Consider the following 15,086-nt stretch of genomic DNA (forward strand, 5'->3'; position numbering starts at 1 on the left):
GGTGAAGGTCCCGCTGCCGTCAGGCCTTGCCCAGCCAGACGTTGGCAAAGTTGTTGCGCGAATGCGAGGACGCGTCCGTCACGTTGCGCACCTGCTTGTCCCACACGCCAAACCAGCGGAATTCGAACAGGCCGATCAGCGGCAGATCGCGTTGCGCCAGGCGCTGCACCTCGTTGTATTGCTCGATGCGTTTTTTCGGATCGGTCTCGACCTGGGCCGCTTCAATCGCGCGGTCCATGTCGGGGTTGTTGTAGCCCGACACGTTGTACCAGGGCGTGCCTTTGGCTTCCGCCTTGCTCCAGTACCGTGTTTCCACGCCCAGCTGCGGATCGATCAGCACCGTGCCCCACGAACTGATCAGCTGGAAGTTGTAGTCGGTGAAAACATTGCGCGTCCACGTCGCCAGATCCAGCCCGCGCAAGGTGACGTCGATGCCGATCTTGCGCAGCGCCTGGCGCACGAATTCGCCCGTGCGGCGGTAGTCATCGCCAAAGGGGATGTAGTCATGCGTCAACGCAAAGCGCCAGCCGTCGGCTTTGCGCGGAAAGCCCGCTTCATCCAGCAGCTTTTCCGCCAGCGCCGGGTCATACGGATACTGCTGCACGTTGGGGTTGTGATAGGGCTTCACCAGCGACGGCACCGGGCTCACAAAGGGTTCGGCATAGCCGTTCCATACGGTTTTCACCAGCACCTGCTTGTTGACCGCGTGCGCGATGGCCTGGCGCACTTTCAGCTGCGACAGAATCGGGTCGCGCAGATTCGCTTCCAGCCACAACCAGGCGGCAAAGCCGTTGTAGCCGGACGTATCCACTGCCAGCTTGGGCAATTTGGACAGGCGCGTGGCATCGGTGAAGGCGACAGGGTTGCGTTCGCCGTAAGCCACGCCGCCCGTCTCCAGCGCCGTGGCGCGGCCCGACACATCGGGAATGATCTTCCACACAATGCGGTCCAGGTACGGGCGTTCCGGTTGCCAGTACTTGTCGTTCTTTTCCAGCACGATGTAGTTGCCCCGGTTCCATTCCTTGAACACAAAGGGGCCGGTGCCAATCGGCTTGTTGTTGTAGGGGTTGTTCTGGATGTCGGTGCCTTCGAACAGGTGGCGCGGCAGAATCGGCGCGCCCAACGAGTCGATCGCGTTCAACGCCACAGGCGTGGGTTGCGACAGGTGCAGCACCACGGTGTGGTCGTCGGGCGTATCCACCTTCTGCAAGTACTGGAACACGCGGCGCGCGCTGGGCGCATGCTTTAACCACACCGCTTCCGCCGACCACTTCACATCGGCCGCCGTGAACGGCTTGCCGTCATGCCACAAGACGCCCTGGCGCAGCTTGAACGTGATGGTCTTGCCGTCGTCCGACACGCTCCAGCTTTCCGCCAGCTGCGGGCGCGGCTTCAAGTCCGGGCCGTACTCCACCAGCCCGTCGAAGATCTTGCTCACGACCGCACCCGTGGGCGTGGACGAATTCAGGTAGAAGGCCAGCGTCGGCGGCTCGGGGTGGACCACGGCGTTGAGTACGCCGCCGCGCGCCGCGCCGTCCACGGTGTTGGGCAGGCTTTGGGTATCGGCATAAGCGGGCGCGAAGATCACGTTGGGAAACAACGCGCCCGCGCCCATCAGCGCGCCGGCGCTCAGCAGCCAGCGGCGTAGCGGGTTGGACGGTTCGTCTTGCGGGTCGAGATGGCCGCCCGGAGGCAGTTGCTGCGTCATGAAGGTTTCCTTCTTTGGAAAAGAGTGCCGGCGGTGTCAGGCGGCCAGGCTGGTCAAGGCGGGAAGTTCGTCGGGGTCCAGGCGCAGCAGCGTGGCCAGCAGCTCGCGGCGCCAGGCGTCATACAGCGCAACATGGTTGCGGGTGTCCAGGCCGGTGGCGCGCTGGTTCAACTGCCAGGAATCGCGCAAATAGGGGCCTAGCAGGCGCTGCACGTCCTCGTCAGCCTGGATCAATCCTGCGACCCAGTCTTCGCGCTGTGCGGGGTGGGCGCGCGCCAGTTTTTCCAGCCACCATTGAGTGATGCGGATGCGGTGCGCTTCCTCATCGGGCAGGATGCGGTTCTCGCCGAATTCCCGATGGCCCGCGTCCAGCACGCGCGCGGTGCGCCGGTTCACGAACAGCCGCGCCAGGATGTAGTGCTCGTAGTGGAATTGCCAGGCCAGGAAGTTCTGCCAATTGCGCAGCGCGAAGCCGCCAACCAGATCCCAGGCTTCCTGCACGCCTTGCTCAACCGCAGCCAGCGGCGAGGCGCCTAGCAGCACCGTCGCGCGGCCCAGCGAAAATTCGGCATGCGCCGCGTCGTCGCCCAGCTGGCGCGCCAGGGCGAATTGAAAATTGGTGTCGTCCTTGAACAAGCCCGCGATGGCGTGGGCTGCGACTTGCGTGATGAACAGGTCGTGCACCGTGTTCCAGATGGCGTATTCCGCGGCCGCGTGGCGCTCTTCGGCTGTCGCCAGATCACGCGGAGGCTCCAGACGCACAGCAGGAATGTTGGGCGCGACAACCGGCCGGATATCGTCGAACAAACGGGCCTCCAAGGCGCCGTCATAGTCCAACGTCAGAGGCAAGCGGGGCAGGTCCAGTTCAGGCATGGCAGGTGTCGGACGCGGAAAAGTCTCGACTCTAAGCAAGCGCTCATGCCGCTCGCAAACATTCTTTGGTCATGTCGATATGTGCCTTTGCGCGCTGCTAACAGTAGGCAAGGGGCGCGTTGCGCGCATATACCGATTTCAAATAACCGCATGAGAAATCCGTCCTTCCGCGTGCGATGACGCGCCGATAGGCTGCATGTTTCCTCAATGCCGGGGCGCACCATGCCGCACGGGTCCAGCAATACGGCTTCAAGCCTTTCCCCCCACCATGAACCGGATCAGCAGCCTCGGCGGATACGCCCGGCGCGCATCCATGACGATGCTCAGGCCATTGCCGTCGCGCACGAGCTGGCCGCCGACTTCGCGTTAGGCGCGGCCGAACGCGACCGCAACCGCGGGCTGCCGTGGCGCGAGATCGAACGCTATACGGCAAGCGGATTGGGCGGCATTACCGTGCCGCGCGAGTATGGCGGCGCCGAGGTGTCGCATGTGACGCTGGCCGATGTGTTTCGCATCATCAGCGCCGCGGACCCGTCGTTGGGCCAGATTCCGCAAAACCATTTTGGCTTCCTGAATCTGCTGCGCCTGACCGGCACGCCCGCGCAGCAGCGCCACTACTACGGCGGCGTGCTGGATGGCTACCGGCTGGGCAATGCCGGCCCCGAGCGGCATACGAAACACACCCGCGATATCGAAGCGCGGCTCACGCCCGATGGTGACGGCTACCGCGTCAGCGGACGCAAGTTTTATTCAACGGGCGCGTTGTTTGCGCACTGGATACCCGCCAAGGTGTTGGACACCGAGGGCCGGCTGGTGACGGTGATTCTGGAGCGCGGCGCGCCGGGCTTGTCCGTCGTTGACGATTGGTCCAGCTTCGGCCAGCGCACCACGGCCAGCGGCACGGTGCTGCTGGATAACGTGCGGGTCGAGGCCGACGCCATCCTGCCTGCATGGCAAGCGCAGCAGGCCTCCGTGCTGCAAGGGCCGTTCGCGCAATTGATGCAGGCCGCCATCGACGTGGGCATCGCCGAAGGCGCGTTGCAAGACGCCGTGGCGTTTCTGCGCGAGCGCTCGCGCCCGTGGGTAGAGGCCAACGTGGAACGCGCCACGCAAGACCCGTATGTGATTGCGGATGTGGGCCAGTTGTACATCGAACTGCATGCCGCCCAGGCCTTGCTGACGGAAGCTGCGCAGCACTTGGACGATGCCCGTGGGCGCGCGCTGAACGGAGACGACGTTGCCGCCGCGTCGATCTCGGTGGCGCGCGCCAAGGCGTTGTCGACCGAGATCGCGCTGGCGGCCAGTGAGAAGTTGTTCGAGCTGAGCGGCGCGCGCGCGTCTCTGGCCGAGTTCAACCTGGACCGCCATTGGCGCAACGCGCGCACGCACACGCTGCACGACCCCGTGCGGTGGAAGTATCACGCGGTGGGCCACTATGTGTTGAACGGCCAGCGCCCCAACCGCCATGCCTGGATCTGACGCAATGACGCACGAGAAAATATCCACATTGACCCCGCGCCGCGCCGCGGTCATCGAGTCCGACGCGCAAGCGTTGGCGGTGGCGCGGGCGCTGGCGGATGAATTTGCCCGGGATGCCTCGCAACGTGACCGCGAACGGCGTCTGCCGCTGGCGGAGCTGGAGCGGTATTCGTTGTCGGGCCTATGGGGCATCACCGTGCCGCGCGAGCATGGCGGGGCGGGGGTGTCACGCGTGACGCTGGCCGAAGTCACCGCCCTCATCTCGGCGGCCGATGGGTCGTTGGGGCAGATTCCGCAGAATCATTACTACGCGCTGGAAGTGCTGCGCGTGAACGGCAGCGCCGACCAGCAGCGCCGCTTCTACGCACGCGCGTTGGCGGGCGAACGCTTCGGTAACGCGCTGGCCGAAACCGGCACGCGCACCGCCGCTGAACGCCGCACCCGTCTGGACCCCGATGGCGCAGGCGGATGGCGCATCAATGGCAGCAAGTTCTATTGCACTGGCGCGCTGTACGCGCAATGGATACCGACGGCAACGGTGGACGCCGACGGCATTCAGCGCCTGGCCATCGTGCGCCGCGATAGCCCGGGGGTGGAAGTCATCGACGACTGGTCAGGCTTTGGCCAGCGCGTTACGGGCAGCGGCACGGTGCATTTCACCGACGTGGCGGTGCCTGCCGAAGATGTGTTGCTGCTGGCTGATCCCGCAGCGCCGCCGAACACCATCAAGCCGTTGGCGCAGATCATCCACGCCGCCATCGACCTGGGCATCGGCCAGGCCGCGCTGCAAGACGCGCTGAGCTTTGTGCGTGAACGTTCGCGTCCGTGGATCGACGCCAACGTCGAGCGCGCCGCCGATGATCCGCTGACGATCAGCGAGTTTGGCCGCCTGTCCATCCGGCTGGAGGCGGCGCGCGCGCTGGTCGCCCGCTCCGGCCGCATTCTGGACTTGGCCACGGCCGACGGCACCGCCGCCAACGTGGCCGCCGCCGCGATCGCCGTGGCCGAGGCCCGCGTGTTGACCACAGAAGCGTCGCTGGCGGCAGGCACCAAGCTGTTCGAGCTGGCAGGTACGCAATCCACACTGGACCACCTGAATCTTGACCGCCACTGGCGCAATGCCCGCACGCACACGTTGCACGACCCGGTGCGCTGGAAGCGGCACGCCGTTGGCAATTACTACCTGAACGACATTGCGCCCGGCCGCGTGGGCACCACCTGATTCTGACGGAGCCAACTCTCATGGCGAAAAAGAAAATCCTGCTCAACGCGTTCAACATGAATTGCGTCGGCCATATCAACCACGGTTTGTGGACGCATCCGCGAGACACGTCCACGCAGTACAAGACGCTGGAATACTGGACGAGCCTTGCGAAGTTGCTGGAACGCGGTCTGTTCGACGGGCTGTTCCTGGCTGACATCGTGGGCGTGTACGACGTGTACCAGGACTCGGCGGACCTGACGTTGCGCGAGTCGATTCAGCTGCCGGTGAATGACCCGCTGCTGACGGTGTCGGCGATGGCCGCGGTGACGCAGCACCTGGGTTTTGGCGTGACGGTGAATCTGACTTACGAAGCGCCATACCTGCTGGCGCGCCGGTTCTCCACGCTGGACCACCTGAGCAATGGCCGCATCGGCTGGAACATTGTGACGGGCTATCTGGAAAGCGCCGCGCGTGCGATGGGCCTGTCGGAACAGATTGCGCACGATGAACGTTATGACCGTGCGGACGAGTTTCTGGAGGTGGCCTACAAGCTGTGGGAAGAGAGCTGGGACCGCGATGCGGTGAAGGCCGACAAGCGCGCGCGGGTGTATGCGGACCCCGATGCGGTGCGGCGCATTGATCACGAGGGCAAGTACTACAAGGTGCAGGGCTATCACTTGTCGGAACCGTCGCGGCAACGCACGCCGGTGCTGTATCAGGCAGGTTCTTCGGGCCGGGGCCAGGCGTTTGCGGCACGTCATGCGGAGTGCGTGTTTGTGTCGAGCCAGACGAAGGAGGGCTTGCGCAAGCTGGTGGCAAGCGTGCGCGAGTCGGTGGCGCGCGAGGGGCGTGATCCGCGTGATATCAAGTTCTTCATGGGCGTGACGGCGGTGGTGGGTAAGACGGAAGCCGAGGCCCGCGAGAAGCATGCGGAGTATGTGCGGTATGCGAACCCGGAAGCGGGGCTGGCTCATTACGCAAGCTCTACGGGCATTGATTTTTCGCGTTATGCGGCGGACGAGCCGATCCGGTATGTGAAGAACAATGCAATCGAGTCGGCGGTGAAGAATCTGACGGTGTCGAGAACGGATCGGACGGTGACGGATTTGCTGGCCGATATGGCGTTGGGGGGCAGGTATCCGGCGCTGGTAGGTAGCGCGTCGCAAGTGGCGGATGAGCTGGAGTCTTGGGTGGCTGAGACGGATATCGATGGGTTCAATGTGGCTCGGACGGTGACGCCGGAGTGCTATGAGGATTTTGTGAATCTGGTGATTCCGGAGTTGCAGGAGCGGGGGGCTTATAAGACGGCTTACTCGGAAGGCGGGTTAAGGGAGAAGTTGTTTGGGGCGGGGAGGGGGGAACTGCCGTTGGAGCATGTGGGTAAGCGGGGGGTGCGGGTTTATTGAACTGCCGGGGGGTGTTGTTGCGGTGAGGGTTGTGTTCGTGGATGGCGCTTCGTGTTCGTAGGCCGCCCGTCGTCGGGGTGGGCCTGGCTGCGTGCGCCCACGATTGCGGTCCGGAGCCTTCGCTCCGGACTGCCCCCTTGTCATCCTCGTACGCCTTCGGCTCCCTTCGGATTCCCTCGGGCGCATCGAGGTTGCACGCAGTCAGGCCCACCCCGACGACGGGCTGCTGCCGTCTTGGCCTGATGCGCTGCTAGGGTGTGCCTTAACCACGAGTGCTGCGGGGCCCGCCGAATCGCGGCCGCGCGGGCGGCCACGATCGGCATACGCGTTGGTGGTCGTTTGCGCGGTGTGCGCTTGCGCGAATGTGGAGGGCGGTTTGCTAATGGTTACGCGCGGCAAGCTGTGCGATTGAACTGGACTGGCTATCGCGCGCGCAGCAGAGCAATCGCCGCGATGGCCGACCTACGAAGCGGAAGACCCTGCAAAAGAATCACTGAACGGCAACGCGCACACGCACCAAACACGCTCAACAAAAACATAACCTCATACCGACTAAGTATTTTTCTCCGTCTCGTCCCGGTGCCAGAATCGTCAAATCATTCCTCGTTCCGAGCCAAGAATCATGCCCTCGCTTCGTCACCTGTTAGCCGCATCCCTTCTCGCGATTCCGCTTATCACCGCTGCAAACGCCGCCGATAAATCCACCATCACCGTTGGCATCTCTGTCGGCACCGCGGAAAAAATCTTCGACGTGGTGCAGAAAGTCGCCGCCCGGGATGGCCTCACTATCAAGCTCGTCAAATTCAACGACTATCAGCTTCCTAACGCGGCCCTCAACGCCGGTGACCTCGACGCCAACGCCTTTCAACACAAGCCGTTTCTTGATAACCAGATCAAAGCGCGCGGCTTCGATATTGTTCCGGTTGGGCTGACGATCACGGCGCCGCTGGGGTTTTATTCACGCAAAATCAAATCGCTGAATGACCTGCCTGAAGGCGCTTCTGTGGGAATTCAGAATGACCCGTCCAATGGCAACCGCGCGCTTCGCTTGCTGGCTGCCTACAAGCTCATCACGCTAAAGCCGGACGCCGAACAGAAGAACACCGCCACGCCGCTGGATGTCGTATCCAACCCGCGCAAGATCAAGCTGGTGGCGTTGGATGCTGCGCAATTGCCGCGTTCGCTGGATGACCTGACGGCGGCGTCCATCAACAATGACTACGCCGAACAAGCCGGGCTGGTGCCCGCGCGTGACGCCATTGGGCGTGAGGCGGCTGACGGCCCCTATGCGAACTTGATTGCCGTGCGCACCAAAGACCGCGATGCGCCTTGGGTGAAGAAGCTGGTGTCTGCCTACCAGTCTCCCGAAGTGCGCGCCTACATCGAGAAGGAATTCAAGGGTTCCCTCATTCCTGCGTTTTGACGCGACTTTGGCGAACCCCCAATGAGCATTCTTACCTTGACGGGCAGCCCGTCTCAGCGTTCCCGGTCTTCTGCTTTGCTTCGTCATGCCGCGCAACGGTTGCGCGCATTGGGGCTGGGTGTCAGTGAACTGGGCTTGCGCGATATTCCGGCCGAAGAATTGATTGAAGGCCATTACTCGGGCGCGGCCGCCGGCGCGTTGCGGGCGCGGGTTGGCGCGGCTGATGCGGTGTTGATTTCGACGCCGGTCTACAAGGCCTCGTTCGCCGGCGGGTTGAAGGCCGTGCTGGATCTATTGGATGAGAAGGCGTTGGCGGGCAAGGTGGTGCTGCCCATCGCCACGGGCGGAAGCCCTGCGCATTTGCTGGCGCTGGAATACGGGCTGAAGCCGGTGTTGTCGGCGCTGGGCGCCCGCCACATCCTGGCAGGCGTGTACGCCACCGACAAGCAGGTGCGCGTCGATGATGACGGCGCCATACATATCGACGATGACGTGCGCGCGCGCCTGGACGACGCCGTTGACCGTTTGAGCGAGCAGGTGTTGCCGCGCAGCATCGTTGTCAACGAAGCCTATGACCTGGGCCGCCTCGCGCTTGCGGGCGGGTTCAGCGTCTGATCCGGAGCTGCATATGGATGTTTTCTGGTTCATTCCCACGCATGGCGACTCGCGCTACCTAGGCACCAGCCGGGGCGCGCGCGCGGCGAGCTATGACTACTTTCGTCAGGTCGCGGTAGCGGCCGACACGCTGGGTTATGACGGCGTGCTGCTGCCCACGGGCCGGTCTTGCGAGGACGCATGGGTGGTGGCGTCCAGCCTCATCGGCGCCACGCGCCGGTTGAAGTTTCTGGTGGCGATACGCCCTGGCGTCAGCTCCCCGCAGGTGTCGGCGCGCATGGCCGCCACCTTTGACCGCCTGTCCGAAGGGCGTTTGCTGGTCAACGTGGTGACGGGCGGCGACCCGGGCGAACTCGAAGGCGACGGCGTTTTTGTCAGCCATGACGAGCGCTACGCCATCACGGCCGATTATCTGCACATCTGGCGCGGCATTCTGGAAAACAGCCACCAGGCCGAAGGCTACAGCTTCCAAGGCGAACAGCTGGTGGCCAAGGGTGGCAAGGTGATTTATCCGCCCGTGCAAAAGCCGTACCCGCCGTTGTACTTCGGCGGCTCGTCCGAGGCCGCGCATGCGCTGGCCGCCGAGCAGCTGGACGTTTACCTGACGTGGGGCGAGCCGCCCGATGCCGTGGCCAAGAAAATCGCGGACATCCGTGCACGGGCGGCGAAGCATGGGCGCACCTTGCGCTTCGGTATCCGCTTGCACGTCATCGTGCGCGAAACGGAAGAAGCGGCATGGGCGGCTGCCGACGAGCTCATCAGCCACTTGAGCGAAGACGCGGTGAGCGCGGCGCAAGCGGCGTTTGCCAAGATGGATTCAGAAGGGCAGCGGCGCATGGCCGCCTTGCATGGGGGCAAGTTGAGCGACGGGCAGGGCGGCCGTTCGCATCTGGAAATTTCTCCAAACCTGTGGGCGGGTGTGGGGCTGGTGCGTGGCGGGGCTGGAACGGCGCTGGTGGGCGATCCGCAGACGGTTGCCGCCCGCATCCAGGAATATGCCGATCTGGGCATCGACACCTTCATCTTCTCGGGCTATCCGCATCTGGAAGAGTCGTATCGCTTTGCGGAGCTGGTGTTTCCGCTGCTGCCCGGCAAGGGCCAGCGCCACGCGGGCAACACGGTGCTGACGGGGCCGTTTGGCGAAGTCATGGCGACCGAGCTGGTGCCAAAGGAATCGGCAAGCTGATGTCTGCGCACTGGTTGCCGATGCTGTCCACGCCGTCTTCGCTGGTCTCGGCTGCCGCAGAGGCTTGGGGGTCGGGCGACGCATGGGCGCTGCTGCGCGTCAGCGTGTGGCGTGTGTCGGTGGCGCTGCTGTTGGGCGGCGCCGTGGGTGTGGCATTGGGTGCGCTGAACGGGTTGTCGCGCACGGCCGGCAACGTGTTGGATGCAGCGGTGCGTCTGTTGCGCGGCGTGGCGGTGTTGGCGTGCATTCCCTTGCTGCTGCTGAGCGCGGGCGCAATCGGGGAAACAAAAGAAGGCGCAACGCTGGGCCTGTTGGCGGCGGGTGTGTTCTTTCCGGTGTACGCCGCCGTGTTTCAAGGGGTGCGCGGGGTGGACGCAACGCTGATCGAGCTGGGCCGCGCGGCCGGGCTTGCCCGTTGGCCGTTGTTGCGCGACGTGATCTTGCCAGGCGCCTTGCCGTTGTTACTGTCCGGGCTGCGCGGGGCGCTGGTGCTGCTATGGGGCTTGCTGCTAGGCGTCGAAGCCATTCGCACCCTGGCGGCCCATCCCGATGGCAGCGCGGCCGTTGACCGCATCGTGCTGACCTTTTTGATTTACGCCGTGCTGGCCAAGGCGGCCGATGGCTTGCTGTCTGCCTGGTCGCGTCATGTGTCGCGCTGGAACCGCGCGCGGCCCGCCGCGGGCGCTTATTAGGATTTCAACCATGGCCAAGATTCAAGCCATACGAACAACACCCGTGGCGCAGGCCGCTGAAGCCGATGATGTCACTGCGGCGTTTCCGGCAGACCCGGCGCACGCGCTGGAAACGCTGGCGTCGCAGTTGGCCGCGACCGCTGTCGAGCGCGACCGGCAGGGCGGACACGCCGCGCACGAACGTGAACTGATCCGCGCGAGCGGCTTGCTGCGGCTGTCCGTGCCAACGGAGTTTGGCGGTGCGGGCGCAAGCTGGTCCACGGTGTTGGCGGCGGTGCGCCGCCTGGCCGAAGCCGACAGCGCCTTGGCGCACGTCTTTGGTTTTCATCATTTGCAAATCGCCGGCGTCCTGCTGTATGGCACGCCCGCCCAGCACGCGTATTTCTTAAAGCCCACCGTTGAACGCAATCTGTTCTGGGGCAATGCGCTGAACCCGCTGGACCGCCGCGTGGTTGCGCGCGCCGAACTGGACGGCTACCGCATCGACGGCGTGAAAAGTTTCAGCTCGGGCTCGGTGGGTTCGGATGTGCTGACGTTCTCCGCGTGGCACAAGGCTTCTGACACCGCCTTGATTGCGGCGGTGCCGACGCGCGCCGAGGGCATCACCGTCAACCCGGATTGGGATGCCTTCGGACAACGCCAGACCGATAGCGGCACGGTGCGCTTTGACCACGTTCGCCTTGAAGCCATTCAGGTGCTGCAAGCGCCGGGCGTGACGGCCACGCCACGCGCCACGCTGCGTTCGCAAGTCGCCCAACTGATCATGACCAACCTCTATCTTGGGCTTGCGCGCGGCGCATTCCAGGAAGCGCGCCGCTATGTGCGCGAGGATGCGCGGCCGTGGTTTGCCGCAGGCGTGCAGCGCCATGCCGACGACCCGTATGTGCAAGAACGCTTCGGCGAGTTCTGGTTGCGCCTGCAAGCCGCCGAAGCGCTGGCGAACCAAGCGGGTCTGGCGCTGGACGCCGCCTTGGAACGCGGCCCATCCGTCACGGCCGACGAACGTGGCCGGGTGGCGGTGGCGGGCGCGCAAGCCAAGGTGCTGGCGCATCGCGCCGCGTTGGAAGTGGGGTCGGAATTGTTCGACGTCACCGGCGCCAGTTCCACCGCCGCGCGTTTTGGCTATGACCGCTTCTGGCGCAATGCACGCGTACACACGCTGCATGACCCGGTGGCCTACAAGATTCGCGACCTGGGCCGCTACGCGCTGCTGGACCAGATTCCTGAACCGACTGCTTATTCCTGATACCCGCCCGATGACCCAGATTGCTTCTCTTCCCAGTGCGCCGCAGGCGGTGATCCGGCTGGACGCCGTCAGCAAGGCCTACGCCACGCGCGCGGGCCGCTTCGATGCCGTGCGCGAGGTGTCTTTGTCGATTCGCGCGGGCGACACCTTCGGCATCATCGGCAAAAGCGGCGCGGGCAAGTCCACGCTGCTGCGCCTGATCAATCTGCTGGAACGGCCAGACGAAGGCGCGGTGCATGTGGCCGGCACGGAATTGACGGCGCTGTCCAAGCGCGCATTGCGTGGCGCCCGCCAGAACATCGGCATGATCTTCCAGCAGTTCAATCTGCTGCAAAACGAGACCGTGTTCGAGAACGTGGCCTTTGCGCTGCGCGTGCATGGCGGACGCAGCCGCGAACAGATTGCGGCGCGCGTGCGCGACTGCCTGGACATCGTGGGCCTGACCGACAAGATCGCCAGCTATCCCGCGCAATTGTCGGGCGGCCAAAAGCAGCGCGTGGCGATTGCACGCGCCTTGGCCAGCGAACCCGCGGTGCTGTTGTGCGATGAACCCACTTCCGCGCTGGACCCTGAAACCACGCGTTCCGTGCTCGCCGTGCTGCGCGACATCAACAAACGGCTGGGTGTGACGATTGTGATCGTCACACACGAACTCGCCGTTGTGCGCGCGCTATGCCGCCATGTGGCGGTGATGGAAGACGGCCGCGTGCTGGAGCAGGCAGAAATCTCGGGCGCCAATGTGCACCTGTCGTCCGCGCTGGGCCGCGAGCTCATCCGCGAGGCCACCCACCCGTATGAAGAGGTTGCGTAATGCTCGATACCTTTGTGCAGTTGCTGCCTGAACTGGGCGTGGCGGTCGGCCAGACGTTTCTGATGCTGGCCATTGCGTTGGCCGCGTCCATTTTGTTTGGCGGGCCGCTGGGCGTGCTGGTGTTTCTGACGGGGCCTGGCCAGTCGCTGGACCGCCCGGTGCTGCATCGGCTGCTGAGCTGGACGGTGAATACCGTGCGTTCGTTTCCGTTCATCATCCTGCTGGTGGCGCTGGTGCCGTTTACGCGTGTGATTGCAGGCACGTCGATCGGCCCGGTGGCCGCCGCCGTGCCGCTGTCTTTCGCGGCCATTCCTTACTTTGCACGCCTGGTTGAGCAATGTCTGCGGGAAGTGCCGCGCGGCGTGATCGAGGCCGCCCATGCGGCCGGCGCATCGGAGCTTCAGATTGTGCGGCGCGTGCTGCTCGTTGAGGCGCGCTCGGGCCTCGTGCTGGCGCTGACGGTGCTGGCGGTGAGCTTTCTGTCTTATTCGGCGGTGGCCGGCGTGGTGGGCGGCGGCGGCATTGGCGACCTGGCCATCCGCTATGGCTACTACCGCTTCCAGACCGACGTGATGGTGCTGACCGTGGCGCTGCTCGTCGTGCTGGTGCAAATCATCCAGGTTGCCGGCAATACCGTCGCGCGCCATATCGACAAGCGTTGAACCCATAAGGACTTCCATGTCATTCCCCCGACTTGCCCTGTTCGCAGCGCTGGCTGCGCTGACCCTCGGTGCGGCGCATGCTGCCGACCCCGCGAAGAAAGAAATCGTGTTCGGCGCCACGGCGGGGCCGTACAGCGACCAGATCAAACTTGGCATCAAGCCCATTCTGGAAAAGCAGGGCTACACGGTCAGGATCGTGGAATTCAACGACTACATCCAGCCCAACTTCGCGCTGGCGCAGGGCGCGTTGGACGCCAACGCGTTTCAGCACGAGGTATATCTGAAGAACTTCGCGGCCAAGAACAAGCTGGAACTGTCCGAGCTTGTGAAGGTGCCCACCGCGCCCATCGCCATCTACAGCAAGAAATACAAGAGCGTGGACGCGGCGCCTGACGGCGTCACCGTTGCCGTGCCGAACGACCCCACCAATCAGGCGCGCGCGCTGGTGGTGTTGCAGGAGCTGGGCTGGGTGAAGCTGCGTGATGGCTACGACCCCTTGCAGGCGTCGGAAAAGGACGTAGCTGTGAACGTGAAGAAGATCAAGCTGATTCCGCTTGAGGCCGCGCAGTTGCCGCGTTCGCTGGACGACACCGATTACTCGTTTGTGAATGGCAACTTTGCGTTGGCCTCGGGCCTGAAGCTGACCTCGGCGCTGGCGCTGGAGAAGACTACGCCCACCTACCAGAATCTGGTCGCCGTGCGCACCGCTGATATCGGCAAGCCGTATGTGAAGGACATCGCGGCGGCTTATGCATCGCGCGAGTTCCTGGCGGTGACCGATAAGTCATTCGCGGGTTTCGTGAAGACCGATTATCAGCAAAAGCTGGAGGCGGCCCGCTAGGGTAGCGGCCGGTGCGCTGATGTTCATCCCGCCGCAGGAGTTCGAGCTGTTGCAGCATCTGGAGGTGCCAGACCGCGCGCGGCGCGATGACGAGGCCGCACCCGTGGACGAGCCCGGCCGGCCGCTGCGCGTCAGCGTGCGCAAGCTGGCCAAGCGAGATGGCGCGCGCGTCGTGCTCAATGGGCTGGATCTGGAAATTGCCGCGGGCGAGTTCGTGGTGATCATCGGGCGCGGCGGTGCGGGCAAAAGCACGTTGCTGCGCATTCTGGCGGGGCTTGAGCGGGCGAGCGGCGCGCAGGGAGGGCCTCCTGCGCGTTCGCCCGTGCTGTTCGACAACTTTCCGCAATGGGCGTCGGATGAGCGGGTGCGGCTGGTGTTTCCGGAAGACCGGCTGCTGCCGTGGAAGCGCGTGTGGCAGAACGTGGCGCTGGGTGTGCCGGGCGATGCGCGGGCGCGGGCGCTTGATGCGCTGCGGCAGGTGGGCCTGGCGGAACACGGCGGCGACTGGCCGGCGCAGTTGAACCGCGCGCAACGCCAGCGCGTGGCGTTGGCGCGCGCGCTGTTGCGTCAGCCTGGCCTGTTGTTGCTGGATGACCCGTTAAGCGGGCTGGACGCGCTGTCGCGCATCGACGCGCAGGCGCTGATCGAACAGGCGTGGCGGCGCGGCGGCTTTACGTCGGTGCTGGCCACGCGTGACGTGCACGAGGCCGTGGCGCTGGCCGATCGCATTGTGGTGATCGACGAGGGTGCGGTGATTTTTAACGAGCGCGTGGAATTGGCGCGCCCGCGCGCACGCGGTTCCGCCGCTTTCGCCGCGCTGGCCGCGCGGGTTTTGCGCGCCATCTTGAAAGAAGCCGAGCCACCGTTGGCCGAGCGGCCGCTTGCGCCCGTGATTCAGATTCGGCATTTGCGGCTGGCGGTGTAGCGCCGTCAGCCATTT

General features: G+C 64.5%; 14 protein-coding genes. 12 read left to right on the forward strand and 2 right to left on the reverse strand.

Features of this window, described 5'->3' with window-relative positions; genetic code table 11:
- Positions 1-19: 19 nt before the first annotated feature.
- Together ACFZAI_RS18025 and ACFZAI_RS18030 are read right to left on the reverse strand one after the other, a co-directional pair.
- Positions 20-1,708 (reverse strand): ABC transporter substrate-binding protein, encoded by a 1,689-nt coding sequence (locus ACFZAI_RS18025; RefSeq protein ID WP_391568224.1) that lies wholly within the window; start codon positions 1,706-1,708, stop codon positions 20-22.
- 36 nt (positions 1,709-1,744) lie between these two features.
- Positions 1,745-2,581 carry a hypothetical protein gene (locus tag ACFZAI_RS18030; protein ID WP_391568225.1) on the reverse strand — a complete coding sequence of 279 codons (837 nt, stop codon included), beginning with the start codon at positions 2,579-2,581 and terminating at the stop codon, positions 1,745-1,747.
- 222 nt (positions 2,582-2,803) lie between these two features.
- Here ACFZAI_RS18030 and ACFZAI_RS18035 point away from each other — a divergent pair, with 222 nt between their 5' ends.
- From ACFZAI_RS18035 to ACFZAI_RS18090, 12 genes are all read left to right on the forward strand, one after another.
- The gene (locus tag ACFZAI_RS18035; protein ID WP_391568227.1) at positions 2,804-4,060 is read left to right on the forward strand and encodes an SfnB family sulfur acquisition oxidoreductase; all 1,257 of its coding nucleotides are present in this window, start codon (positions 2,804-2,806) and stop codon (positions 4,058-4,060) included.
- 4 nt (positions 4,061-4,064) lie between these two features.
- Positions 4,065-5,282, forward strand: coding sequence for an SfnB family sulfur acquisition oxidoreductase (locus tag ACFZAI_RS18040; RefSeq protein WP_391568228.1), 1,218 nt, complete (start codon positions 4,065-4,067; stop codon positions 5,280-5,282).
- Between the two features lie 20 nt (positions 5,283-5,302).
- A complete protein-coding gene (locus ACFZAI_RS18045) occupies positions 5,303-6,670 on the forward strand; it encodes an LLM class flavin-dependent oxidoreductase (RefSeq protein WP_391568230.1) in 1,368 nt (455 codons plus the stop codon).
- A 622-nt stretch (positions 6,671-7,292) separates the two neighbouring features.
- Positions 7,293-8,093: a MetQ/NlpA family ABC transporter substrate-binding protein gene (locus ACFZAI_RS18050; protein WP_391568232.1), complete on the forward strand. Its 801-nt coding sequence runs from the start codon at positions 7,293-7,295 to the stop codon at positions 8,091-8,093.
- A 21-nt stretch (positions 8,094-8,114) separates the two neighbouring features.
- Positions 8,115-8,708: an NADPH-dependent FMN reductase gene (ssuE, locus tag ACFZAI_RS18055; RefSeq protein WP_391568233.1), complete on the forward strand. Its 594-nt coding sequence runs from the start codon at positions 8,115-8,117 to the stop codon at positions 8,706-8,708.
- A 13-nt stretch (positions 8,709-8,721) separates the two neighbouring features.
- On the forward strand, positions 8,722-9,894 hold the full coding sequence (gene ssuD, locus ACFZAI_RS18060) for an FMNH2-dependent alkanesulfonate monooxygenase (RefSeq protein WP_391568235.1): 1,173 nt from the start codon (positions 8,722-8,724) through the stop codon (positions 9,892-9,894).
- A complete protein-coding gene (locus ACFZAI_RS18065) occupies positions 9,894-10,586 on the forward strand; it encodes an ABC transporter permease subunit (protein WP_391568236.1) in 693 nt (230 codons plus the stop codon). Before ssuD ends, ACFZAI_RS18065 begins: the two co-directional genes overlap by 1 nt.
- Positions 10,587-10,596: 10 nt before the next feature.
- Positions 10,597-11,832: an acyl-CoA dehydrogenase family protein gene (locus ACFZAI_RS18070; protein ID WP_391568237.1), complete on the forward strand. Its 1,236-nt coding sequence runs from the start codon at positions 10,597-10,599 to the stop codon at positions 11,830-11,832.
- Positions 11,833-11,842: 10 nt separating this feature from the next.
- Entirely contained in the window at positions 11,843-12,643 is an 801-nt protein-coding gene (locus tag ACFZAI_RS18075) for a methionine ABC transporter ATP-binding protein (protein WP_391568239.1), read from the forward strand.
- A complete protein-coding gene (locus ACFZAI_RS18080; RefSeq protein WP_391568240.1) occupies positions 12,643-13,305 on the forward strand; it encodes a methionine ABC transporter permease in 663 nt (220 codons plus the stop codon). Before ACFZAI_RS18075 ends, ACFZAI_RS18080 begins: the two co-directional genes overlap by 1 nt.
- 16 nt (positions 13,306-13,321) lie before the next feature.
- Positions 13,322-14,146 (forward strand): MetQ/NlpA family ABC transporter substrate-binding protein, encoded by an 825-nt coding sequence (locus tag ACFZAI_RS18085; protein ID WP_391568243.1) that lies wholly within the window; start codon positions 13,322-13,324, stop codon positions 14,144-14,146.
- 19 nt (positions 14,147-14,165) lie between these two features.
- Positions 14,166-15,071, forward strand: a complete 906-nt coding sequence (locus ACFZAI_RS18090) for an ATP-binding cassette domain-containing protein (RefSeq protein ID WP_391568244.1) — start codon at positions 14,166-14,168, stop codon at positions 15,069-15,071.
- Positions 15,072-15,086 lie beyond the last annotated feature (15 nt).

It is taken from the genome of Achromobacter sp. NPDC008082 (assembly GCF_042957345.1).
Taxonomy (GTDB): Bacteria; Pseudomonadota; Gammaproteobacteria; order Burkholderiales; family Burkholderiaceae_B; genus Achromobacter; species Achromobacter kerstersii_A.

Bases quoted from the DNA above. Each gene is read 5' to 3' on its own strand.
- ACFZAI_RS18050 (WP_391568232.1), top strand. From the start codon at position 7,293: ATGCCCTCGCTTCGTCACCTGTTAGCCGCATCCCTTCTCGCGATTCCG.
- ACFZAI_RS18075 (WP_391568239.1), top strand. From the start codon at position 11,843: ATGACCCAGATTGCTTCTCTTCCCAGTGCGCCGCAGGCGGTGATCCGG.
- ssuD (WP_391568235.1), top strand. From the start codon at position 8,722: ATGGATGTTTTCTGGTTCATTCCCACGCATGGCGACTCGCGCTACCTA.
- ACFZAI_RS18030 (WP_391568225.1), bottom strand. From the start codon at position 2,581: ATGCCTGAACTGGACCTGCCCCGCTTGCCTCTGACGTTGGACTATGAC.
- ACFZAI_RS18070 (WP_391568237.1), top strand. From the start codon at position 10,597: ATGGCCAAGATTCAAGCCATACGAACAACACCCGTGGCGCAGGCCGCT.
- ssuE (WP_391568233.1), top strand. From the start codon at position 8,115: ATGAGCATTCTTACCTTGACGGGCAGCCCGTCTCAGCGTTCCCGGTCT.
- ACFZAI_RS18045 (WP_391568230.1), top strand. From the start codon at position 5,303: ATGGCGAAAAAGAAAATCCTGCTCAACGCGTTCAACATGAATTGCGTC.
- ACFZAI_RS18065 (WP_391568236.1), top strand. From the start codon at position 9,894: ATGTCTGCGCACTGGTTGCCGATGCTGTCCACGCCGTCTTCGCTGGTC.
- ACFZAI_RS18025 (WP_391568224.1), bottom strand. From the start codon at position 1,708: ATGACGCAGCAACTGCCTCCGGGCGGCCATCTCGACCCGCAAGACGAA.
- ACFZAI_RS18085 (WP_391568243.1), top strand. From the start codon at position 13,322: ATGTCATTCCCCCGACTTGCCCTGTTCGCAGCGCTGGCTGCGCTGACC.
- ACFZAI_RS18080 (WP_391568240.1), top strand. From the start codon at position 12,643: ATGCTCGATACCTTTGTGCAGTTGCTGCCTGAACTGGGCGTGGCGGTC.
- ACFZAI_RS18040 (WP_391568228.1), top strand. From the start codon at position 4,065: ATGACGCACGAGAAAATATCCACATTGACCCCGCGCCGCGCCGCGGTC.
- ACFZAI_RS18090 (WP_391568244.1), top strand. From the start codon at position 14,166: ATGTTCATCCCGCCGCAGGAGTTCGAGCTGTTGCAGCATCTGGAGGTG.
- ACFZAI_RS18035 (WP_391568227.1), top strand. From the start codon at position 2,804: ATGCCGCACGGGTCCAGCAATACGGCTTCAAGCCTTTCCCCCCACCAT.